The sequence below is a fragment of the Actinomadura kijaniata genome (genome assembly GCF_014138665.1).
Taxonomy (GTDB): domain Bacteria; phylum Actinomycetota; class Actinomycetes; order Streptosporangiales; family Streptosporangiaceae; genus Spirillospora; species Spirillospora kijaniata.
Genome location: NZ_JACJIA010000004.1, coordinates 464,043 through 486,308, shown reverse-complemented (window position 1 = coordinate 486,308; position 22,266 = coordinate 464,043). Strand labels below are relative to the sequence as shown.

Below are 22,266 nucleotides of genomic sequence, written 5' to 3'. Positions count from 1 at the left end.
GCCGGGGCGTAGCAGGGCGGGTGGGACGCGGTCCAGGTCCCACATCGGTACGTCGGTGCGGCCGATCAGCTGCCAGCCTCCCGGGGACTCCACCGGGTAAATGCCGCTGAACTCCCCCGCCAGGCCGACCGCGCCCGCCGGGACGCGGACGCGGGGGACCGAGCGGCGCGGGACGTTCAGGCGGGGGTCGCCGCCCACCAGGTAGCCGAAGCCCGGGGCGAAGCCCGTGAACGCCACCCGCCACGGCGTCCCGGTGTGCGCGGCGACGACCTCGGCGGGGGTCAGCCCCGTCGCGTCGGCCACCTCCGCCAGGTCCTCGCCGTCGTACACCACCGGGATCTCGACGGTGTCGCCCGGCCGCGCCGCCGGGGGCCGGGGCCGCGCGCCGCGGACGGCGGCGGCGACCGTGGCCGGGTCGGCGGCGCGGTCGAGCAGGAGCGTCAGCGTGCGGGCCGCCGGGACCACGTCCACGACGCCGGGCGGCGGATCGTCGGCCAGGACGGAGTGCAGGCCGAGCATCGTCTCCAGGTCGGGCAGCTCGACCAGGAGGGACAGGTCGCCGTTGGGCAGGATCCGCACGCGGGGTTCTCTCTCAGTTCCAGAGTTCGGCGATCGCGGTCAGGGAGTTCCAGCCGAGGTAGATCGACAGCAGCCAGGCCGCGGCGCCGACCGCCAGCAGCCAGGCGGGGTACCGGTAGTTCCCCATCAGGTCGCGGCGGCGGGCCGCCACCCACAGCAGCAGGCCCAGGCCGAACGGCAGGATCAGGCCGTTCAGCGCGCCCGCCAGGATCAGCAGGGTCACCGGGGCCTTGCCGAGCGTCAGGAACAGCACGGTGGACACCGCGATGAACGCCACGACCAGGTAGTTGCGGTACTTCAGGATCCACGGCGAGAACGACACGCAGAACGACACCGAGGTGTACGACGCGCCGATCACCGAGGTGATCGCGGCGGACCACATGATCAGGCCGAAGACGCGCAGCCCGACCTCCCCGGCGGCGTGCTGGAACGCCGACGGCGCGGGGTTGGCGGCGGCCAGCTTCACGCCTCCGGCGACCACGCCGAGCACCGCCAGGAACAGCAGCACCCGCATCAGCGCGGTGATCAGGATGCCGGAGATCGAGGCGCGGGTGATGCCGCGCACGTGCTCCGGCCCGGTCAGCCCCGACTCGATCATGCGGTGCGCGCCGGCGTAGACGATGTAGCCGCCCACGGTGCCGCCGATCAGCGTGGTGATGACGAGGAAGTCGACCTGCTCGGGCAGGACCGTCTGGCGCAGCGCGTCGCCGACCGGCGGGCCGGACACGACCGCCACGTACAGCGTCATCGCGATCATCACGAAGCCGAGCACGATCACGATGCGGTCCATCGCGACCCCGGCGCGGCGGCTGAGGAACACCGCGACCGCGACCAGCGCCGAGAGCACGCCGCCGATCTTGAAGTCGAGGCCGAACAGGGCGTTCAGGCCGAGGGCGCAGCCGGCGACGTTGCCGATGTTGAACACCAGCCCGCCGAACACGTCCAGCCCGGCCAGCGCGTAGCCGGAGCCGGGCAGCACGCCGTTGGCGAGGTCCTGGGCGCGGCGGCCGGCGACGCCGACGACGCGCCACACGTTCATCTGGATGGCGATGTCCACCAGCACCGACACCAGGATCGCGAACGCCAGCGCCGCGCCCAGCCGGGCGGTGAACACGGTGGTCTGGGTGATGAAGCCGGGGCCGATCGCACTGGTCGCCATCAGGAACATGGCCCCGACCAGGGCGGCGCGTCCGGGTCGGGCGGGGGTGGTCTCGGCGTGGTCCTGCAGGCTGCGGTCCGTCATGGCGGCCCCTCGGAGCTCAGGGAACTTTTCCGCATCGTAAGATTGTTGAACAATCCCCGCAAGGTTTCTGTTGAACAGTTCTCGGCGTTACGCTGGGCGGGTCCACCGGACCGGGACCAGCGGGGGGGCCGATGACGGCGCAGCAGGAGTGGATCTCCCGGATCGAGGCGGCCAGCCACGACCTCGGCCGGTCCAGCACCGCCATCCGCGTCGCCGACCTGCTGCGCGGGGAGATCGCCTCGGGGCGGCTCGAGCCCGGCGACCGGCTGCCGGAGGACAAGCTGTGCGCGGCGGCGCGGGTGTCGCGCAACACGATGCGCGAGGCGTTCCGGCTGCTGGCCATGGAGGGCCTGGTCGTGCACGAGTTCAACAGGGGCGTGTTCGTGCGGCGGCTGACGGTCGAGGACCTCGTGGACGTGTACCGGATGCGGCGCATCCTGGAGTGCGCGGGCGTCCAGAACGCCGCCGCGGCCGGGCCGGTGGCGGTCGCGCGCGTCGTCGAGGCCGTCGAGCAGGGCGAACGCGCCGCCGCCACCGGGGACTGGGCCTCGGTGGGGACCGCCGACATCGCCTTCCACGGCGCGCTCGGGGCGCTGTGCCGCAGCCCGCGCGTGGACGACACCATGCGGCGGATCCTGGCCGAACTGCGCCTGGTGTTCCACGTGATGGGCTCGCCCCGGGAGTTCCACAAGCCCTACCTGCACCGCAACCGGATGATCGCGGACCTGCTGTGGCGCGGCGACCGGGAGGCCGCCGAACGCGAGCTGCGCTCCTACCTCGACGACGCCGAGGCCCAGCTCACCGCCGCCTACCGGGCCCTCACCTGACCCGCCCGGCGAGGGTTAACCCCGCCGAACCCGGTAAGGGATGGAACGGGACGTGAACGACGCTCGTTTCGGGGGGACAAGATGCGTCAGCCGACCGACCATTCCGTGCTGGAGGAACTCGACCGCGCCGAATGCCTGCGCCTGATCGCCGGCGTCTCGGTCGGCCGGGTCGGGTTCGACGACGGCCAGGGACCGGCGGTGACCCCGGTCAACTTCGCCCTGGACGGGGAGACCGTCGTGTTCAGCACCACGCTGTCGGGGCGGCTCAACCGGTCCCTGGACACCCTGTTCACCGACGCCGACGTCCGGATCGCCTTCGAGGTCGACCGGATCGACGAGGAGACCCACACCGGCTGGAGCGTGCTGCTGCGCGGCGGCGCGCGGCGGATGCCCGAGGGGGAACGCGCCCCCGTCGAGCCGTGGCCGGACGGGGACCGCGAGGCCCACATCCGGCTCACCCCGACCGAGGTCACCGGTCGGCGGCTGCGCTCCCCCTGACCCCGCCGTCGCCCGGCAGGCAGCCGAGCGGCGCGTAGTTCATCACGTGGTCGTGCAGCATCTGCGGCGCGGCCGGGTCCTGGGCGCGGAACGCCTCGATCAGCCGGGCGTGCTCGGCGGACTTGGAGTAGATCTCCGTCTTGTGCAGGCGCAGGGACAGGGTCGTCCACAGCTCGATGCCCAGTCCCTCCCACACCGACGCAAGCAACCGGTTACCCGAACACTCGACGACGACACGGTGGAAATCGATGCTCAACCGGATCTGCCGGTCCAGGTCGCCCGCGCGGGCGGCCTCGGCCAGGCGGGCGTTCTGGGCCTCCAGCTCGTCGAGGCGGGCCTTGATCCGGGGCAGCGCCAGCTCGGCGGCGGTGCGCTCCAGACCGGCCCGCACCGGAAAGATCTCCCCGAGTTCGCGCTCGGTGAACGGACGCACCCGGGCGCCCCGGTTGGGCAGCGTCTCGATCAGCCGCAACGTCTCCAGCAGGCGCAACGCCTCGCGTACCGGCCCCTGGCTCACACCCAGCTCGGCGGCGACGCGGCGCTCCACGATGCGGTCGCCCGGCTGCCAGCGGCCGGTGCTGATGCCGTCCACGATGAACTCGCGGATCTGGTCGACCAGTCCGGTGCGCTGGATCGGGGCGGGGGAATCGTCGCCGGGGGCGGGCTGGGCGGAGGCGGACGGGGCGTTCACGCACCCCATGGTAGGGGGCGCCCTTCCGCGCGCCTGGTGCGGACCCCTTGACGGAGGTCATATGATCGATCATTGATCAATGATGATCGGTGAGTGGCGCGGTGATCCCGTGGCACATCCCCCGACGGAGGAAGAAGCCGATGCCTGAGACCACAAAGGCCGCCCCGGCCCGCAGCCGCAGGACGACCCGCGCCGCGAACGCCCTGGGCCAGGGCTCCAGCAAGGGTGCCCGCAAGGGCTCCGCCAAGCCCGCCGACCAGCGGGCCAGCGCGGTCGCCCGGCAGGCGGCCGACAACGAGGCGCGCGTGGAGTTCTACCGGCAGATGCTGCTGATCCGCCGGTTCGAGGAGCGGACCGCGCGCGCCTACACCGAGGCGAAGATCGGCGGTTACTGCCACCTGAACCTCGGCGAGGAGGCCACGGTCGTCGGCCTGATGTCGGCGCTGCGCCCCACCGACTACCTGTTCACCAACTACCGCGAGCACGGGTACGCGATCGCCAAGGGCATCGAGCCGCGGCGCGTGATGGCCGAGCTGTACGGGCGCTCCACCGGCGTGTCCAAGGGCTGGGGCGGGTCGATGCACATGTTCGACACCGAGGCCCGGCTGCTCGGCGGCTACGGCATCGTCGGCGGTCAGCTCCCGCTGGCCACCGGCGCGGCGCTGGCGGTGACCTACACCGGCTCCGACGACGTCGTGATGGTCCAGATGGGCGAGGGCACCGCCGCGATCGGCGCGTTCCACGAGTCGCTGAACATCGCCGCGCTGTGGGACCTGCCGGTCGTCTTCGTGATCATCAACAACGGGCTGGGCATGGGCACCACGGTGGAGAACTCCGCCGCCGAGCCCGAGCTGTACAAGCGCGGCGCGGCCTACCGCATGGAGAGCGCCCGCGTGGACGGCACCGACGTCCTCGCCGTGCACAAGGCGGCCAGGGAGGCCGTGGAGTACGCGCGCGAGAACAGCCGGCCGTTCCTGCTGGAGGCCACCAGCCCGCGCCTGCGCGGCCACTCGGTCGTCGACCCGGCCAAGTACCGCACCAAGGAGGAGAAGGAGGCCCTCAAGGCCGCCGACCCCCTGGCCAAGGCGCAGCTGGAGCTCCAGGACGCCGGGCTGCTGACCGCCGAGGACGTCGAGCGCCTGGAGGCCGAGGTCGCCGAGATCGTCGCCGAGGCCGCCGCGTTCGCCGACGACAGCCCGCACCCGGACGTGTCGACGCTGTTCGACTACACCTACGCCACCCCGGTGCCGAACGACGTCCCGCGCCTTCCCGCCGACCCGCTGTTCCGCGTCTGAGAGGCCGCACGATGGCAATCACCACCTACCGCCAGGCCCTGCGCGACACGCTGCGGGCCGAGATGCTCCGCGACGAGAACGTCCTGCTCATGGGCGAGGAGATCGGAGTCTTCGAGGGCTCCTACAAGATCACCGAGGGGCTGCTCAAGGAGTTCGGCCCGCGCCGGGTCAAGGACACCCCGATCGCCGAGGAGGGCTTCGTCGGCGCCGCCATCGGCGCGGCGATGCTCGGCCTGCGCCCGGTCGTGGAGCTGATGACGATCAACTTCTCGCTGCTGGCGCTGGACCAGATCGTCAACCACGCCGCCAAGATCTACGGCATGTTCGGCGGCCAGAAGAGCGTGCCGATGGTCATCCGCACGCCCGGCGGCGGCGGCCAGCAGCTCGGCGCGACCCACTCGCAGAACGTCGAGCTGTACTACGCGTTCGTCCCCGGCCTGAAGGTCGTCGCGCCCAGCAACCCGCTGGACGCGGTCGCGCTGATGAAGGCGTCGATCCGCGACGACGACCCGGTGCTGTTCCTGGAGAACCTCGCCCTCTACAACACCAAGGGCGAGGTCCCCGAGGACCTGTCCACGGTCCAGCCCGCCGAGATCGGCCGGGCCGCCGTGACCCGCGAGGGCACCGACATCACGATCATCGGCTACTCGCGGATGGCGCACGTCGCCCGCGACGTCGCCGAGAAGCTGGCCGCCGAGGGCTTCTCGGCGGAGGTCGTGGACCTGCGCAGCCTGCGCCCGCTGGACCGCGAGACGATCGTGGAGTCGGTCCGCAAGACCGGGTGCGCGGTCGTCGCCGAGGACGACTGGCTCACCTACGGCATCGGCGCCGAGATCGCCGCGACGATCCAGGAGGGCGCCTTCGACTGGCTCGACGCCCCCGTCCGCCGCGTGGCGATGGCCGAGGTGCCGCTGCCCTACGCCAAGTCGCTGGAGATGGCCGCGCTGCCGTCCGGCGACGACCTGCTCACCGTCTGTCGCGAGACCCTCCGCGCGACCGGCCGTTCCACCGTGGAGACCGCCCGATGACCGAGATCCTCATGCCCCGCCTCTCCGACACTATGGAGGAGGGCGTCATCGCCGCCTGGCACAAGAAGCCGGGCGACGAGGTGGCCGTCGGCGATGTCCTGTGCGACATCGAGACCGACAAGGCCGTCATGGAGTACGAGGCGTACGAGGCCGGAACGCTGACCGAGGTCCTGGTCGCCGAGGGCGAGACCGCGCGGATCGGCCAGCCGATCGCCGTCGTCGGCGGCGCGGGCGACGCTCCGGCCCCCAAGGCCGAGCCGAAGACCGAGGACAAGGCCGAGGACAAGGCCGAGGCCGCGCCCGCCGCCGCGCCCGCCGCGCCCGCCGCCGAGGAGAAGGAGCCCGAGCCCGCCGCCGTCGCCGCGAACGGCCCGGCCGCCGAGGAGCGCCCGGCGTCCAACGGCGTCGCCGGCTCGCGCCCGCCGTCCTCGCCGCTGGCCCGCCGCCTGGCCCGCGACCACGGCCTGGACCTGAACGCCATCACCGGCACCGGCCCCGGCGGGCGGATCATCCGCGCCGACATCGAGGCCGCCATCCGCAACGGCGGCGCCGCCGCCCCGGCTCCGGCCCCGGCCCCGGCTCCGGCCCCGGCCCCGGCCCCGGCCGCGCAGGCCCCCCGGCCCGCCGCCCCGGCCGTGGCCGCCGCGGACGAGGACGTCGAGCGCGTCCCGCTGAACCGCTTCCGCAAGGTCGCCGCGCGCCGCCTGACCGAGAGCAAGCAGAACGTCCCGCACTTCTACCTCACCCGCGAGGTGGACGCCGAGGCGCTGCTGAACTTCCGGGTCACCCTGAACCAGGCCCTGGACCCGGCCAAGGTCAGCGTCAACGACCTGGTCGTCAAGGCCGTGGCGACCGCGCTGCGCGAGCACCCGGAGATGAACGTCTCCTTCACCGAGGAGGCCCTGGTCCACCACCGGCGGGTGCACGTGGGCATCGCGGTGGCGGTCGAGGACGGCCTGCTCGTCCCGGTGATCAAGGACGCGGACCGCAAGACCGTGTCGCAGATCGGCGCCGAGACCCGCGAGCTGGCCGGGCGGGCCCGCGACGGCAAGCTGGCCCCGCAGGACATGTCGGGCGGCACGTTCTCGGTGTCGAACCTCGGCATGTTCGGGATCAAGGAGTTCTCGGCGATCATCAACCCGCCGGAGGCCGCGATCCTGGCCGTCGGCGCCGTCCGCGACGAACCGGTCGTGAAGGACGGCCAGATCGTTCCGGGCAAGCGCATGGCGATCACCCTGTCGGTGGACCACCGCGCCGCCGACGGCGCGACCGGCGCCCGGTTCCTCGCCACCCTGGCCGAGCTGCTGGAGAACCCGCTGCGCATCGTCGCCTGACGCGCCGGCACCGCCGCCCGGCGCGCGCGGGACCCGCGCGCACGAGACCCGAAGGTCCCGCCGCCCCACACGGCGGGGCCTTCGCGTGTCCGCTTCCTTTCCCGGCACCGTTCGCGTTCCCGCAGGTGGACGCGGCGCCGGACGGAACCGGCCATGAAAGATCGGCGCGCGGGCGGCCAGGCATTGCCTCGTCGAAGCGGTTCGATGATCCTCCTGGCAGCCCCACCCGAGGAGGACGCCGTGCGTCGAACCCCCGCCCCGCCCGCCGCCCTGGCCGCGCTGACCCTCGCCGCCACCGCCCTGACCGCCTTGGCCGCCGTCCCGCCGGCCGTCTCCCCCGCCGTGGCCGCCGAGGGCTACACCTGGAAGAACGTGCAGATCGGCGGCGGCGGATTCGTCCCAGGGATCGTGTTCAGCCGCAAGGAGCGGAACCTCGTCTACGCGCGGACCGACATCGGCGGCGCCTACCGCTGGGACCAGGCCACGCGGTCCTGGACGCCGCTGCTGGACTGGGTCGGCCGGGACCGGTGGGGCCACAACGGCGTGATCAGCATGGCCGCCGACCCGGTGGACGCCGACCGGGTGTACGCGGCCGTCGGCATGTACACCAACGACTGGGACCCCGGCCGGGGCGCGGTCCTGCGCTCGGCCGACCGGGGCCGGACCTGGCAGACCGCCGCGCTGCCGTTCAAGCTCGGCGGCAACATGCCCGGACGCGGCATGGGCGAGCGGCTCGCCGTCGACCCCCACGACAACCGCGTCCTGTACCTCGGCGCGCCGGAGGGCAACGGCCTGTGGCGCAGCGCCGACCGGGGCGCGACGTGGTCGAGGGTCACCGGCCTCACCGCCGTCGGCGACCACGCCGACGACCCGTCCGACCCCAGCGGCTACGGCAGCCACCGGCCGGGCGTGGTGTGGGTGACGTTCGACGAGGGCACCGGGACGGCCGGGTCGCCCACCCGCACGATCTACGTCGGCGTCGCCGACAAGAGGAACACGGTGTACCGCAGCACCGACGCCGGGACGACCTGGGAACCGGTGCCGGGCGCGCCCACCGGATACATCGCGCACAAGGGCGTGCTGGACGCCGCCTCGCGCACGCTCTACATCGCCACCAGCGACACGGCGGGCCCCTACGACGGGTCCAAGGGCGACGTGTGGAAGCTCGACACCCGTTCCGGCGCGTGGACCCGGATCAGCCCGGTGCCGTCCGACAGCGCCGACGCCCACTTCGGCTACAGCGGGCTGACCGTGGACCGCAACCGGCCGGGCACGCTGATGGTCGCCACCCAGATGTCGTGGTGGCCCGACGTGGTGTTCTTCCGCAGCACCGACGCGGGAAGGACGTGGACGCGCGCCTGGGACTACTCCGGCTACCCCGACCGCTCCCTCCGCTACCGGATGGACGTCACCGCGACGCCGTGGCTCACGTTCGGCGCCACCCCGGCCCCGCCGGAGACCGCGCCGAAGCTCGGCTGGATGACCGAGTCGGTGGAGATCGACCCGTTCGACTCCGACCGGCTGATGTACGGGACCGGCGCGACCCTGTACGGCACCGAGGACCTCACCGCCTGGGACCGGGGCGGGCGGTTCACCGTCCGGCCGATGGTGAAGGGGCTGGAGGAGACGGCCGTCCAGGACCTGGTCAGCCCGCCGAGCGGCGCGCCGCTGGTCAGCGCCCTGCTCGACCTGGGCGGGTTCCGGCACGCGACCCTGGACCGGGTGCCGGAGATGATGTTCACCCGGCCGAACTTCACCAGCGGCACGAGCCTGGACTACGCCGAGGCGAGGCCCGGGGTCATGGTGCGGGCGGGCGACTTCACCGACGCCGACCGCCCGGCCGACAGCCATGTGGCGTTCTCCACCGACGGCGGCGCGACCTGGACGCAGGGGCCCGAGCCGTCCGGCGTGAACCGGGGCGGCACCGTCGCGGCCGGGGCCGACGGCGCGAACTTCGTCTGGGCGCCCGGCGACGCCGGTCAGCCCGTCGTGCACGCCACCGGCCCGGACTCCGGGTGGACCCGCGCGACCGGCGTGCCCGCCAACGCCGTCGTCGAGTCCGACCGGGTGAACCCGCGCAGGTTCTACGCGCTCGCCGGGGGCGGGCTCCACGTCAGCGCCGACGGCGGCCGGTCGTTCACCGCCGCCGCGACCGGGCTGCCGACCGGGCGGGTCCGGTTCAAGGCCGTGCCGGGCGCGGAGGGCGAGATCTGGGTGGCGGGCGACACCGGCCTGTACCGCTCGACCGACGCGGGGGCCACGTTCGCCAGGCTCCCCGGCGTGACCGGCGCGGTGAACGTCGGGTTCGGCAAGGCCGCGCCCGGCCGCACCCGCCCGGCCGTCTACCTGGTCGCGACCGTCGACGGCCAGGACGGGCTGTTCCGGTCCGACGACACCGGGGCCACCTGGGTCCGCGTCAACGACGACCGGCACCGGTACGGCAACATGGGCGACGCCCTCACCGGCGACCCGCGCGTCTACGGCCGCGTCTACCTCGGCACCAACGGCCGGGGCATCGTCTACGGCGACCTCGGCGGCGGCTCCCCCGGCCCCGCCCCGGAGACCGGCTGCAAGGCCGTCTACCGGCAGACCGGCTCCTGGTCCGGCGGCCACCAGGGCGAGGTCACCGTCACCAACACCGGCGCCTCCCCTGTCAAGGGCTGGAAGGTGACCTGGACCTTCGCCGCCGGACGGACCGTCTCCGCCTCCTGGAACGCCAGGGTCGCCCAGCAGGGGACGGCGGTGACCGCCGTCCACGAGTCCTGGAACGGCTCCCTGGCCGCGGGCGGCGCCACCTCGTTCGGGTTCACCGCCACCGGCGCGCCGGCGGAGATCGCCCCCTCCTGCACGGCCGGGTGACCGCGCGGGGGCCGGGCGGTCCCCCGGCCGACCGGCCCCCGCGCCGGCCCCCGCGTCAGGCCGAGTCGCGGCGGACCAGGCGGGTCCTCAGCACCACGCCCCGGTCCCGGCCCCGGCGCCCGCCGAGCCGGTCCAGCAGCTCGCGCACCAGGCGCGCGCCCATCTCCTCCACGGGCTGCCGCACGGTGGTCAGCCGGGGCACCGCCCGCTGCGCGAACGGGCCGTCGTCGAACCCGACGACCGCCACGTCGTCGGGCACCCGGCGGCCCGCGCGGCGCAGCGCGCCCAGCGCGCCGACCGCCATCGCGTCGGAGGCGGCCAGCACCGCGTCCAGCCCCGGCCGCCGCGCCAGCAGCCGGTTCATCGCGTGCTCGCCCGACAGCCGCCCGAAGTCGCCGCGCGCCACCAGCCCGTCGGCCGACAGCCCGGCCTCCGCCAGGGCGGACCGGTAGCCCGCCAGCCGGTCCGCGCCCGCGCTCATGTCCGGGGGGCCGGCGATGGTCGCGACGGCGGTGCGCCCGGACGCCAGCAGGTGGCGGACCGCCAGGCGGGCGCCGCCGAGGTTGTCGGCGTCCACGAACGGCAGCGGCGGCCCGCACAGCGGCCGTCCGGCCAGCACCACGGGCGGGCCGGTCCGCGCCAGCACGGTGGGGTGGTCGCGGCGCGCCCCGACCACCAGCGCCCCGGCGGCGTGGCCGCCGCGCAGGTACTGCGCGGCGCACCCGTCGCCGAGCGCCCGCGCGTCCCGGCCCGCCATCAGGACCGCCAGCGGGGCCCGGCCGTCGAGTTCCCGTTCGACGCCGTGCAGCAGGCGGGCGAAGAAGGGGTCGGCGAAGACCCGCTCGCTGTCCTCGCACAGCACCACCGCGACCGCCGTTCCCGGCGGGGCGGCGCGCAGCGCGGAGCGGCGGGGGACGTACCCGAGCTGGCGGACCGCCGCCTCGACCTGGTCGCGGGCCGCGCGGCTGACGCGGGCCGAGCCGCTGAGCACCCGCGAGGCGGTCGCCGGGGACACCCCGGCGAGCGCGGCGACATGGGACAGGGTCGGGGCCCGGTCGACGGTTCCGGTGCCGGCCTCGGGAGATTCGGTGCAGGAGTCGGCGTACGCCATGACGGCACTCCCTTCTGGGGTGGAGTTCCGGCCCCACCGGGCCGGGCGGGGAATATGGGAGCGCTCCCAAGATCGGTGAAAAGGAACATCCTGTCAAGACCACCGCACCAATTACGTCAACCCGACCTTTCCTTTCCGAGAAAGACCGTGAAAGGCGTGAAAAGCACTTCCTTCCGGGCGCGGACCGGCTTACGTTCGCCACGACTTTGTTGTGGGAGCGCTCCCATAAAGTGCGTTCCCCCGCCCGCCGATCGGAGGTCCCATGAGACTGCCCGCCACCGCGGTCCTCGCCCCGGCGGTCCGCGCGCTGTGTCTGGTGGCGCTGGCGCTCGGCGTCGTCCCCGGCGGCGCCGGAGCCCTCCGCGCCGCCGCCGACGACGCCGTCCGGTGCGAGGTCGGCTACGCCACCGACGACTGGGGCACCGGCTTCACGGCCCGGATCACCGTCACCAACCGCGGCCCCGCCCTCGCCACTTGGACGCTGACCTTCTCCCACACCGGCGACCAGCGTCTCCAGCAGGGCTGGAACGGCCGCTGGAGCCAGTCGGGTCGCGACGTCACCGTCACCGCCGAGAGCTGGAACGCCGCGCTGCCGACCGGCGCGCAGGTCACCACCGGGGCCACCTTCTCCCACAGCGGCCGCAACGACGCCCCCACGGCGTTCAGCGTCAACGGCGCCCCCTGCGGCGGCGGCGCCCCGACCACGCCGCCCACCACTCCCCCGACCACGCCCCCGGCCACGGCCGCGCCCGAGCTGAAGGTCTCGGGCAACACCCTGGTCGACGCGAACGGCAGGACCGTCCGGCTGCGCGGGGTGAACCGGTCCGGCGGCGAGTTCGCCTGCGTGCAGGGCTGGGGTTTCTGGGACGGCCCGATGGACGCCGCCTCGGTCGCCGCCATCAAGGGCTGGAACGTCAACGCCGTCCGCGTCCCCCTCAACGCCGACTGCTGGCTCGGCCTGCCGAACGTCTCCGCCGCCTACCGGGGCGCGGCCTACCAGGAGCAGGTCCGCGCCTACGTGGACCTGCTGCTCCGCAACGGCCTCACCCCCATCCTCGACCTGCACTGGAGCAACGGCCTGTACACCGGGCACGGCTCGCACTGCTCCACGGCCGACGCCGTCTGCCAGAAGCCGATGCCCGACGCCCGGTACGCCCCCGAGTTCTGGAAGCAGGTCGCCACCGCCTACCGCGACCGCACCGAGGTGGTGTTCGACCTGTTCAACGAGCCGTTCCCCGACTTCCTCCAGACCATGGACCGCGACCAGGCCTGGAAGTGCTGGCGCGACGGCGGCGACGCCTGCACCGGCCTCACCTACCGGGCGGCCGGGATGCGCGACCTGCTGGACGCCGTGCGCGGCACCGGGGCGGCCAACGTGGTCCTGGCCGCCGGGATCGCCTACTCCAACGACCTCGGCCGGTGGCTGGAGCACCGCCCGGACGACCCCACCGGGAACCTGGCGGCGGCCTGGCACTCCTACAACTTCAACACCTGCTCCAACGCCGAGTGCTGGGAACGCACCCTGGCCCCGGTCGCCGCGAGGGTCCCGCTGGTCGCCGGGGAGATCGGCGAGAACACCTGCGGCCACTCCTACGTGGACGCCCTGATGGCCTGGCTCGACCGGCTGCCGGGCGCCTCCTACCTCGGCTGGACCTGGAACACCTGGAACTGCTCCAGCGGCCCCGCCCTCATCAGCTCCTACGACGGCACGCCCACCCCCTACGGCGCCGGTCTCCGCGACCATCTGCGCGCCCTGGCCCGATCCTGAGGAGGATCCGAGAAGATGAGAACACCCCCCATCCGACTCCCCCGCCGCGGCGCGGCGGCCGGGGCGGCGGCGCTGCTGCTGGCCTCCGGGACGGTCGCGCTGGCCCAGCTCCCGGCCGGCGCCGCCGCGGGATGCAAGGTCGACTACGCGGTCAACCAGTGGTCCGGCGGCTTCACCGCCAGCGTGACCGTCACCAACCTCGGCGACGCGCTGAACGGCTGGGCCCTGGAGTGGGACTTCGCCGGAGACCAGAAGGTCACCCAGGGCTGGAACGGCGAGTTCACCCAGGCCGGCAAGCGCGTCACGGTCAAGAACCCGTCCTGGGCGGCGCCGCTGGGCAAGGGCGCCACCGTCACGCCCGGCTTCCAGGCGACGTTCAGCGGGACCAACGACAAGCCCGCCGCGTTCAAGCTGAACGGCGTCCTCTGCACCGGCTCGACCGGCCCGACCGACCCGCCCACCGATCCGCCGACCGACCCGCCCGGCGGACGGGTGGACAACCCGTACGCCGGGGCCAAGGCGTACGTGAACCCCGAGTGGTCGGCCAGGGCCGCCGCCGAGCCCGGCGGGAGCAGGATCGCCGACCAGCCGACCGGGGTGTGGCTGGACCGCACCGCGGCGATCCAGGGCGTCAACGGCGGGATGGGCCTGCGCGCCCACCTGGACAAGGCGCTGGAGCAGGGCGCGGGCGTCGTCCAGCTCGTCGTCTACAACCTGCCCGGCCGCGACTGCTCGGCGCTGGCCTCCAACGGCGAGCTCAAGGCCGACCAGATCGACGACTACAAGACCCGGTACATCGACCCGATCACCGCCATCCTGAAGGACGCCAGGTACGCCAGGCTGCGGATCGTCACCGTCGTGGAGATCGACTCGCTGCCGAACCTGGTCACCAACGTCAAGCCGCGGCCCACCTGGACCGAGAACTGCGAGACGATGAAGGCCAACGGCAACTACCAGGCGGGCATCGCCTACGCGCTGAAGCAGTTCGGGGCGATCCCCAACGTCTACAACTACCTGGACATCGGCCACCACGGCTGGCTCGGCTGGGACACCAACCTCGGCCCGTCCGCCGAGCTGCTCGCCCAGGTCGCCAAGGACTCGGGGTCGGTCAAGAACGTCCACGGCTTCATCACCAACACCGCCAACTACGGCGCGACCAAGGAGCCGTACTTCGGCATCAACGACTCCGTCAACGGCACCTCGGTGCGCCAGTCCAAGTGGGTCGACTGGAACTGGTACGTCGATGAGACCGGCTACGCGCAGGGCATGCGGCAGCGCCTGGTCCAGGCGGGCTTCGACCCCGGCGTCGGCGTGCTGATCGACACCTCCCGCAACGGCTGGGGCGGCGCGGACCGGCCCACCGGTCCCGGCCCGAAGACCAGCGTGGACGCCTACGTCGACGGCAGCCGCATCGACCGCCGCATCCACCTGGGCAACTGGTGCAACCAGGCCGGGGCGGGGCTCGGCGAGCGTCCCAAGGCCGCGCCGGAGCCCGGCATCGACGCCTACGTGTGGATGAAGCCCCCGGGCGAGTCCGACGGGGCCAGCCGCGAGATCCCCAACAACGAGGGCAAGGGCTTCGACCGGATGTGCGACCCGACCTACGAGGGCAATCCGCGGAACAACCACAACATGTCCGGCGCGCGGCCGAACATGCCGCTGTCGGGCCACTGGTCCTCCGAGCAGTTCCAGGAACTGCTGAAGAACGCCTACCCGGCGCTCGACTGATCCGTTCCCACCGTCGAATCGCCGTCGAATCACCGACGGTCCGCTGTCGAATGATCGTCGAATCCCCGTGAATCGTGGCGTGCCGCACGGCACGCCACGATTCCGCGTTCCGGGGAATGTGCCGCTATTTTCCCGCCGCGTTTTTGTCAGGACGCGTTCAGCGGTGGCGGACGCGGACGACGAGCTTGCCGACGGCGGCGTCGGCCTCCATGTCGGCGTGGGCCCGGCGGACCTCCTCCAGCCCGTCGTAGACCCGGTGGACGGGGAACGAGAGGCGGCCCGCGGCGACGGCGTCCAGCGTCCGCCGCAACACCTGCGGCGGCAGGTCGGAGGCGTCGCCGCCGTAGGCGGTCAGCCGCACGCCCGTGGGGATGTACTCGATCGGGTAGAAGTCCTCGACGGTCCACTCGTTGGACAGCATCCCGGTGAAGCAGACGGTGCCGTGCACGGCGGTGGCGGCCAGGGTGTCGCGCAGGGTCGGGGTGCCCACCAGCTCCAGGGCGGCGTCCACCCCGCCGGGGACGATCGCGCGCACCGCCTCGGCGATCCGCCCGGTGTCCTCGATCGGGTGGTCCACGCCGGCGGCGCGCAGCGCCTCGAACCGCTCCGGCCGCCGGGTGGTGGCGAGGACGGTGGCGCCCATGTCCCGGGCCAGCGCCGCGGCGGCCGTCCCGACCGACGAGGTGCCGCCCCGGACCAGCAGGGTCTGGCCGGGCCGCAGGTCCAGTCCGGTGGTGAGCGAGCCGTTGGCGGTCTGGAGCATCTCCGGCAGCGCGCCGACCACCTCCCACGGCAGGTCGGTGGCGATGGGGATGACCTGCCGCTCGGGCACGCAGGTGTACTCGGCGTAGCCGCCGTCGAAGGTCCGCCCCATCCCGCCCATCATGGCCACCACCTGCCGGCCGGGCTCCAGGGCGCTGCCGGGCGGCGCCGCGTCCACGACCCCGGCGGCCTCGATGCCGGGCACGCGCGGGAACGTCACCCCCTGGGCCAGCCCGAGCCGGGTGTGCAGCTCCGAGCGGTTGATCCCGAACGCCTCCACGCGGATCCGGACCCAGCCCGGCCCCGGCTCGGGCAGCGGCAGCTCGGCCAGCCGCAGGTTCTCCACGGGCCCGGGGCCGCTCAGCACCACGGCCCGCATCACGTCGGACATCGTCGCCTCCTCGTCGATCATGGATGCCCATCATGCGGGCGCGCGCACGGCGGCGAGGCCCGGACCCCGCCGTGTTCCGTCCCGCCGTCTCCGGGCCGGAGACGGCGGGCGGCGGCGCGAGGTCCGGGCCTCGTTCGGCCGGTGCCTCCCTCAGCGGGCGGCGCGGTGGACCGCGACGGGTTCCAGGCTCAGCGAGCCGACCGTCGCGGGCTCCTGGGCGACGACCGCGAGGGCGAGGGTGTTGCGGCCCCGCTCCCGCAGCACGCCCGCCGGGAGGGTGAAGTCGCGCTGCACTCCCCCGGCGACGTACTCGCCCATGTTCCAGCCGTTGACGAACAGCAGCGCCCGGTACTTGCCGGTGCCTCCCCTGACGCGCAGGACCACGGGGACGTCATGGTCCTTCGGCAGGTTCAGGCCGGCGGTCGTGCGGTACCAGGTGACGCCCGGCTCCACCCGCCACGACGCCCGCCCCCAGGAGCGGTCGGCGTGGCCCGGCAGGTGCCATCCGGCGCGTTCGCCGTGCAGGCCGCCGGTGTTGAGGGGGCCGCGCGCCCGGTCGTCGCCGCGCGCGCCCTGGATCCTCCAGGTGAGCGCGGCGGCCGAGCCGGGCAGGGCGGCGGCGACCAGGCCGCGCGGCTGCTTGTGCCGCAGGTCGTCGGCGGTCCAGTCGTCGTTGTGGCCCATGTTCTCCACCAGCACCGACAGGACGGCCTCCTTCCCCTTCTCCAGCAGGCCGGACGGGATCGTGAAGGTCCCCGGCCCGGGGTCGGGGTTGACCGGGGCGTCGGCGTCCTTCTGCTCGCCGCCCGCCGCCGAGCCGAGCGGGCGGCCGTTCAGCCACACCTGGTAGACACCGCCCCGGCCGGTGATCGCGTTGAGCTTCACCGTCGTCTCGTCGCCGGTGGCGGTGAAGCGGCCCCGGTACCAGACGTGGCCGTGGTGGTAGCCGTAGTCGTCGGCGTACAGCACCGGCAGGGTCTTCGGCTTGTGCGGGCTGACGGTGGTGGTCCGGTCGGCGACGGTCCAGCCGGAGTCGTCGAACGCCGGGTCCGCCTCGGGGGCGCCCGCGGCCATCCGCCAGCCCTTCAGGCCGGGCAGGCGCACCGGGCGCGGGCCCGGCGCCGTCGCCAGCAGCGAGCCGCTGGGGGTGGCGCGGGCGGGCAGCGTCCGGCCGTTCAGCCGCAGGCGGCGGACCGGGGCGAACACCTCGACCGGACCGGCCTTGGCCGTGTCGGCGCGCAGGTCGGCCGTGGTCCCGGCGGTGCGGGCCGACCGCACCAGGTCCGTGCCTCGCACCAGCGTGCCGTCCACCCGCCAGAACCTCGCCGCCTCCGCCTCGGTGCCGAGCATCAGCAGCAGCGGGGGCCGCCCGCCGCCGGTGATCCGGACGCGGGTCAGTCCGCGGTGGGTGTAGTCCAGCCGCAGGTCGCCGCCCGCGTAGGAGGCGCGGGCCTCGCCCTCCAGCACCTTGACGGTGGGCGCGGAGGCGTAGCGCAGGATCGTCGTTCCGGGGACCCCCTCGGTGCCGTACAGGACGGCGACGTCCCGGCCGCCGGGCCGGGTGTGGGTGAGCAGCTCGGAGGTCGAGACGGCCAGGCGCTGGCCGCCCATGGCGTAGTCGGACAGCAGCAGCTTGGCGTCGCGGCCCTTGAGCCGGACCGGCAGCGTGTGGGTGCCGGTGGCGGTCTTCCAGGTGACGTTCGCCGACGCGTCGGCGTTCGTGGTGCGGTCGGGGTGGCGCACCAGCGTGATCCGCGTGCCGTCGTCGGGGTTGGCGCGGGACTCGGTGTGCACGGCCGCGTCGTCGGAGGCGGGCGCGGTGGCCGGGTCGGTGCGGGTCAGCGGCGCGACGGTGGTCGCCAGGTACCCCTGCCGCCTGAACTCGTCGTACTTGGCGGTGAGCTGCCGGTTCTCGGTGATGGGCGCGCCGTAGTCGTAGGAGGTGTAGACGTCGTTGGGCTGGGCGAGGCGCCCCCAGTTGGTGCCGCCGAACGCCATGTAGTAGCCGAACATCGTCGCGCCGGAGGCGACCAGGTTCGACTTGTAGTAGACCTTCATGAACGCCGGGCCGGTCAGCTCGCGGCACTTGTCGTAGCCCGCGTTCTGCTGGTCGATCGCGCCCGCCTGGTACTCGGCGGCGTAGGCGGGGGCCTTCTCGCTGAGGCGTTCGGTGAGGCCGGGTCCCCACACGCCCCACACGTCGGTCTCGCGGCAGTTGAAGCCCTGCGGGTAGTCGTCGACGCCGGGGATGTCCACCGCGCCCTCGCCCTCGGCCCACTTGGGCGTCCAGGACGCGTCGCAGCACTGGTTGTGGGTGATGGGGACGTCGATCCCGGCGGCGCGGGCCCGTTTCTTGATGTCCTCCATGTAGGCGGGGTCGGTGTTGGCGGCGTACTCGTTCTCGGCGTTGTAGAGGATCACCGAGCCGCCCCGGGTGTGCTGGTGCCGGGCGATGACCGGGTTGATGCGGTCCAGCCACTCGCGGTAGGCGCGGGTGTAGCCGGGGTCGCTGGAGCGGGCCCGGCCGGGGACGTTCTTCAGCCAGGCGGGCAGGCCGCCGCCGGTGGTCTCGGCGTTGATGTAGGGGCCGGGGCGCGCCACCACGTGCAGGCCGAGCTCCTTGGTCAGGCGCAGCAGCCGGTCCACGTCGCGGACGCCGGTGAAGTCGTACCGGCCGGGGGCGGGCGAGTGGTAGCCCCAGTGGAAGTAGAGGGAGACGCCGTTGAACCCGGCGGCCTTGATCTTCTCCAGCACGTCGCGCCACAGCTCGGGGCTCGGCAGGCGGAAGTAGTGGAACTCGCCCGCCCACAGCAGGACGCGGCGGCCGTCGACCGACACCGAGTGGCGGTCGTAGGTCACGCGGGGGGAGGGAGCGGAGGTCTGGGCGGAGGCCTGGGCGGGGGGCTGGGCGGGGGGCTGGGCGGTGGCGGGGGCGGCCAGCAGGGAGAGGGAGACGAGGAGCGCGGACAGGAGGGCTGCTGTTCGGCGCATGGCTGGTGTTCCTTTCGGGAGACGTCCCGCCCGCGCGGGGGTGTGTGGAGCGCGGGCGGGACGCCGGTCCGGAATGCGGAATCAGCGGGTCGGGATCAGCGGGTCAGGGCGAAGGAGCTCAGCCGCGCGTCGCCGCCGAACACCAGGTAGACGTCGCGGCGTCCGGTCGCGCCGGTCAGCGCGGCCGTGGCCTCCCGGTAGGCGTAGCGGTCCCCGGTGGAGGGGATCGTCAGCGTTCCGGCGAGCGGGCCGTCGGGGCGGTCCAGGCGGACCTGGACGGTCGTGCCGCCCTCGGCCTCGCGCGCCGCCCTGGCCTTGATCCCGGTGACGCCCCTGCCGAGGTCGGCGCCGGCGAACTTGATCCATCCGCCGGAGTCCGCGCCCACCGCGTCGCCGCGGACCTTGGACTCGTCGACCAGCAGGGCGTTCTGCTGGTCGTCGAAGTCGGCGGCGCGGGTCGGCTTCGTCAGGTCGCGGGCGGGGATCCTCTCGCCGCGCACCGCCAGCGTGGCGCGCTGGCGGATGTCGGCGGAGGAGGAGCCGATCAGGAGGTCGTGGGTGGACTTCTCCACGGTCCAGCGGTTGCGGGTGACGTCCCAGTGGGCCAGGTCGGCGGCCCGCAGCTTCAGCGTGACGGCGCGGGTCTGCCCGGCCTTCAGGTGGACCTTCTGGAACGCGCGCAGCTGCTTGACCGGCTGCTTCACCCGCGAGGTCCGCTGGTGGGTGTAGAGCTGCACGACCTCGTCGGCGGCGGTCCGGGAGGTGTTGGTGACCGGCACCTGGACGGTGACGGTGCCGTTGGCCGCGGTGGAACGGCTGCTCAGGCGCGGCTTGCCGTACCGGAACGAGCCGTAGGACAGCCCGTGCCCGAACGGGTACAGCGGCTTGCCCTTGAAGTACAGGTAGGTGCGGTCGGTCTTGATGATGTCGTATTCGAGGATGTCGGGCAGGTCGTTCTCGGAGCGGTACCAGGTCTGCGGCAGGCGGCCCGACGGGCTGGCGTCGCCGAACAGGACGCTCGCCAGCGCGTTGCCGGTCTCGGCTCCGGCGTGGCTGGTCCACAGCAGCGCCGGGACGTTGTCCTGCTCCCAGGTGAGGGTGGTCGGGTAGCTGTTCTCCACGATGACGACGGTGTTGGGGTTGGCCTTGCGCACCGCCTTGATCAGCTCGGACTGGCGTTCGGCCAGCGCCATGGTGGTGCGGTCGTGGTCCTCGCGGCCGTTGATGAACGGCATCGAGCCGACCACGACGACGGCGGTGTCGGCGCCGGTCGCGACCTTGACCGCCTCGTCCACGCCGTCGCGCACGACCTCGCGGGTGAAGCGGGTGGCATCGCCCTTGGGCGCGAGGACGAGGGTGCCGTCGTCGCCCGCCTTCAGGTAGGTCTTGGCGGGCTCGGCCCAGTCGTAGGCCTTCTCGTACCCGGCGTAGCGCAGCAGGACGCCGTCGCCGTCGCGCTCCAGCTTGAACATCTGCTGGACGAACCAGCCGTTGGGCTGGTCCTGGTCGTTGACCATCGTGTCGCCCCAGTTGAAGCGGCCGACGGTCTTGCCGTTGGCGACGCTGCGCAGGGTGACCACGCCCTGGCCCCAGTCGAACACGTCGAACTGCTCGGCCGCGCCCGGCTTCTCGGCGGACAGCTTCAGCGGCGCGCCCGCCGCGCCGGTCCCGGCGGTGACGTACCTCCCGCTGCCGGCGTCCTTGAGGGCGATGCGGTCCGCGCCCTCGCTGCCGGTGACGGTCCCGGCGGAGCCGAGCCGGTCGCGGATCCCGGCGAGCGGGGTGACCTTGTAGGGCAGCGCGCCGGAGTACCAGTCGGTGTAGAGGGTGTCGGCGAGCGGGCCGACGACCGCGACCTTCCTGTTCTTGGCCGCGTCCAGCGGCAGCGCCCCGTTCTGGTTCTTCAGCAGGACGGTCTGCTCGGTGGCGGCCTGCCGGGCCAGGCGCTGGTGCGCCGGGCTGTTGACCACGCTCTTGGTGATCTTGGCGTAGGGGCCGCCGTCGGGGTCGAACTCGCCGAGGCGCACCCGGATGCTGAGGATGTGCCGCACGGCGGTGTCGACGTCGCGCTCGGCCAGGTACTTCTTGTCCAGCGCCTCCTTGACGGCGGCGATGGTCTTGGCGGAGTTGGTGTCGTCGGTGGTGAAGCTGTCCACGCCCGCCTTGATCGTGGCCGCGTCGGCCTCGGCGAGGCTGCCGTAGTACTTCTGCGAGTTGACCAGGTTGTTGGGGCCGCCCGCGTCGGTGACGTTGAACAGCGTCTTGGACGCCCAGGCGCGCACCAGGTCGTTGGCGTCGGCGTGGGCGGTGGCGGGACGGCCGTTGATGAGGTTGTAGGCCGTCATGACGCCGGTGGCGGCGTCGGCCGACAGCGGCAGCTTGAACGGGACCTCGTCGTACTCCTTCTTCACCCGCGGGCGCAGGCTGGAGGAGGTGGTGTCGCGGCGGACCTCGTTGTTGTTGGCCAGGTAGTGCTTCACCACCGGGGCCGCCTTGAGGTACTTGGGGTGGTCGCCCTGCATGCCCTTGCCGTAGGCGGTGCCGAGCAGCCCCGACAGCAGCGGGTCCTCGGAGTAGCCCTCCTCGTTGCGGCCCCAGCGCGGGTCGCGCAGCAGGTTGACGACCGGGGCCCACAACTGGAGGCCCCAGACGTCGGAGTTCTCCTTGTTGTAGCCGCGCGCCTCGTCGCCGACCGCCGAGCCGACCTTCTTGAGCAGGTCGGGGTTCCAGGTCGCGCCGAGGCCGACCGACTGCGGGAAGACGGTGGCGCTCGCGGTGCGGACGGCGCCGCCCGCGTTGACGTCGGTGGACCAGGCCAGGCCGTGCAGCGCCTCGGTGCCGGTCTTGAAGCGCTTGATCCCGAGCCGCGGGATCGCGGGCTGGTACTGGTGCAGCAGGGAGATCTTCTCGTCGAGGGTGAGGCGGCCGGCCAGGTCGTTCACCCGGGCGTCCACCGACAGCCGGGGGTTCTGGAACGGGTAGGACTGCCGCGCCTGCGCCGGAACGGCCGCGAGGGCGGTCACCGCCAGGGCCGGGGCCAGCAGCAGGGCCGTCGTCCTGGTCCTCACCGCTCTGCTCCTAGGCGGGCGGGCCCTTCGAAGGGTGGTGCGCACCGACTCTCCTTTTGGTCGAAGCGATTCGAATGTGCCGGAAACTGCTCC

General features: G+C 73.3%; 14 protein-coding genes and 1 pseudogene. 8 read left to right on the top strand and 7 right to left on the bottom strand.

Annotated elements, in window-relative coordinates:
- Nucleotides 1–21: 21 nt before the first annotated feature.
- A pseudogene (locus HNR61_RS47850) lies at nucleotides 22–579 on the bottom strand (5-oxoprolinase subunit B family protein); the annotation flags it as partial.
- Between the two features lie 13 nt (nucleotides 580–592).
- Nucleotides 593–1,822: an NRAMP family divalent metal transporter gene (locus HNR61_RS18265; protein ID WP_182844337.1), complete on the bottom strand. Its 1,230-nt coding sequence runs from the start codon at nucleotides 1,820–1,822 to the stop codon at nucleotides 593–595.
- Nucleotides 1,823–1,953: 131 nt separating this feature from the next.
- Between HNR61_RS18265 and HNR61_RS18260 the strand changes: the two genes are divergently transcribed.
- Complete coding sequence (locus HNR61_RS18260; RefSeq protein ID WP_182844336.1) at nucleotides 1,954–2,649, top strand: GntR family transcriptional regulator; 696 nt, start codon at nucleotides 1,954–1,956, stop codon at nucleotides 2,647–2,649.
- Between the two features lie 81 nt (nucleotides 2,650–2,730).
- A complete protein-coding gene (locus HNR61_RS18255) occupies nucleotides 2,731–3,147 on the top strand; it encodes a pyridoxamine 5'-phosphate oxidase family protein (protein ID WP_182844335.1) in 417 nt (138 codons plus the stop codon).
- Here HNR61_RS18255 and HNR61_RS18250 read toward each other — a convergent pair.
- On the bottom strand, nucleotides 3,119–3,838 hold the full coding sequence (locus HNR61_RS18250) for a GntR family transcriptional regulator (RefSeq protein WP_312897957.1): 720 nt from the start codon (nucleotides 3,836–3,838) through the stop codon (nucleotides 3,119–3,121). The genes HNR61_RS18255 and HNR61_RS18250 overlap by 29 nt on opposite strands.
- Nucleotides 3,839–3,978: 140 nt before the next feature.
- Between HNR61_RS18250 and pdhA the strand changes: the two genes are divergently transcribed.
- The 4 genes from pdhA (at nucleotide 3,979) to HNR61_RS18230 (ending at nucleotide 10,354) form a co-directional block, all read left to right on the top strand.
- Complete coding sequence (pdhA, locus tag HNR61_RS18245) at nucleotides 3,979–5,133, top strand: pyruvate dehydrogenase (acetyl-transferring) E1 component subunit alpha (protein WP_182844333.1); 1,155 nt, start codon at nucleotides 3,979–3,981, stop codon at nucleotides 5,131–5,133.
- A gap of 11 nt (nucleotides 5,134–5,144) precedes the next feature.
- Nucleotides 5,145–6,161: an alpha-ketoacid dehydrogenase subunit beta gene (locus HNR61_RS18240; RefSeq protein ID WP_182844332.1), complete on the top strand. Its 1,017-nt coding sequence runs from the start codon at nucleotides 5,145–5,147 to the stop codon at nucleotides 6,159–6,161.
- Nucleotides 6,158–7,495, top strand: a complete 1,338-nt coding sequence (locus HNR61_RS18235) for a dihydrolipoamide acetyltransferase family protein (RefSeq protein WP_182844331.1) — start codon at nucleotides 6,158–6,160, stop codon at nucleotides 7,493–7,495. Before HNR61_RS18240 ends, HNR61_RS18235 begins: the two co-directional genes overlap by 4 nt.
- 204 nt (nucleotides 7,496–7,699) lie before the next feature.
- Entirely contained in the window at nucleotides 7,700–10,354 is a 2,655-nt protein-coding gene (locus HNR61_RS18230; RefSeq protein WP_182844330.1) for a cellulose binding domain-containing protein, read from the top strand.
- 55 nt (nucleotides 10,355–10,409) lie between these two features.
- Here HNR61_RS18230 and HNR61_RS18225 read toward each other — a convergent pair whose 3' ends face one another.
- Nucleotides 10,410–11,465, bottom strand: a complete 1,056-nt coding sequence (locus HNR61_RS18225; RefSeq protein WP_182844329.1) for a LacI family DNA-binding transcriptional regulator — start codon at nucleotides 11,463–11,465, stop codon at nucleotides 10,410–10,412.
- 262 nt (nucleotides 11,466–11,727) lie between these two features.
- On the opposite strand from HNR61_RS18225, the gene HNR61_RS18220 reads away from it, so the two are divergent.
- Nucleotides 11,728–13,233 carry a cellulase family glycosylhydrolase gene (locus tag HNR61_RS18220; protein ID WP_182844328.1) on the top strand — a complete coding sequence of 502 codons (1,506 nt, stop codon included), beginning with the start codon at nucleotides 11,728–11,730 and terminating at the stop codon, nucleotides 13,231–13,233.
- 15 nt (nucleotides 13,234–13,248) lie between these two features.
- The gene (locus HNR61_RS18215; protein WP_182844327.1) at nucleotides 13,249–14,961 is read left to right on the top strand and encodes a glycoside hydrolase family 6 protein; all 1,713 of its coding nucleotides are present in this window, start codon (nucleotides 13,249–13,251) and stop codon (nucleotides 14,959–14,961) included.
- Between the two features lie 157 nt (nucleotides 14,962–15,118).
- Here the strand turns inward: HNR61_RS18215 and HNR61_RS18210 are convergent, their stop codons facing one another.
- From HNR61_RS18210 to HNR61_RS18200, 3 genes are all read right to left on the bottom strand, one after another.
- A complete protein-coding gene (locus HNR61_RS18210; RefSeq protein WP_246442997.1) occupies nucleotides 15,119–16,135 on the bottom strand; it encodes a zinc-binding dehydrogenase in 1,017 nt (338 codons plus the stop codon).
- Nucleotides 16,136–16,264: 129 nt separating this feature from the next.
- Entirely contained in the window at nucleotides 16,265–19,105 is a 2,841-nt protein-coding gene (locus tag HNR61_RS18205) for a beta-galactosidase (RefSeq protein WP_182844326.1), read from the bottom strand.
- 95 nt (nucleotides 19,106–19,200) lie between these two features.
- A complete protein-coding gene (locus tag HNR61_RS18200; RefSeq protein WP_312897955.1) occupies nucleotides 19,201–22,173 on the bottom strand; it encodes a glycoside hydrolase family 3 C-terminal domain-containing protein in 2,973 nt (990 codons plus the stop codon).
- Nucleotides 22,174–22,266: the final 93 nt, after the last annotated feature.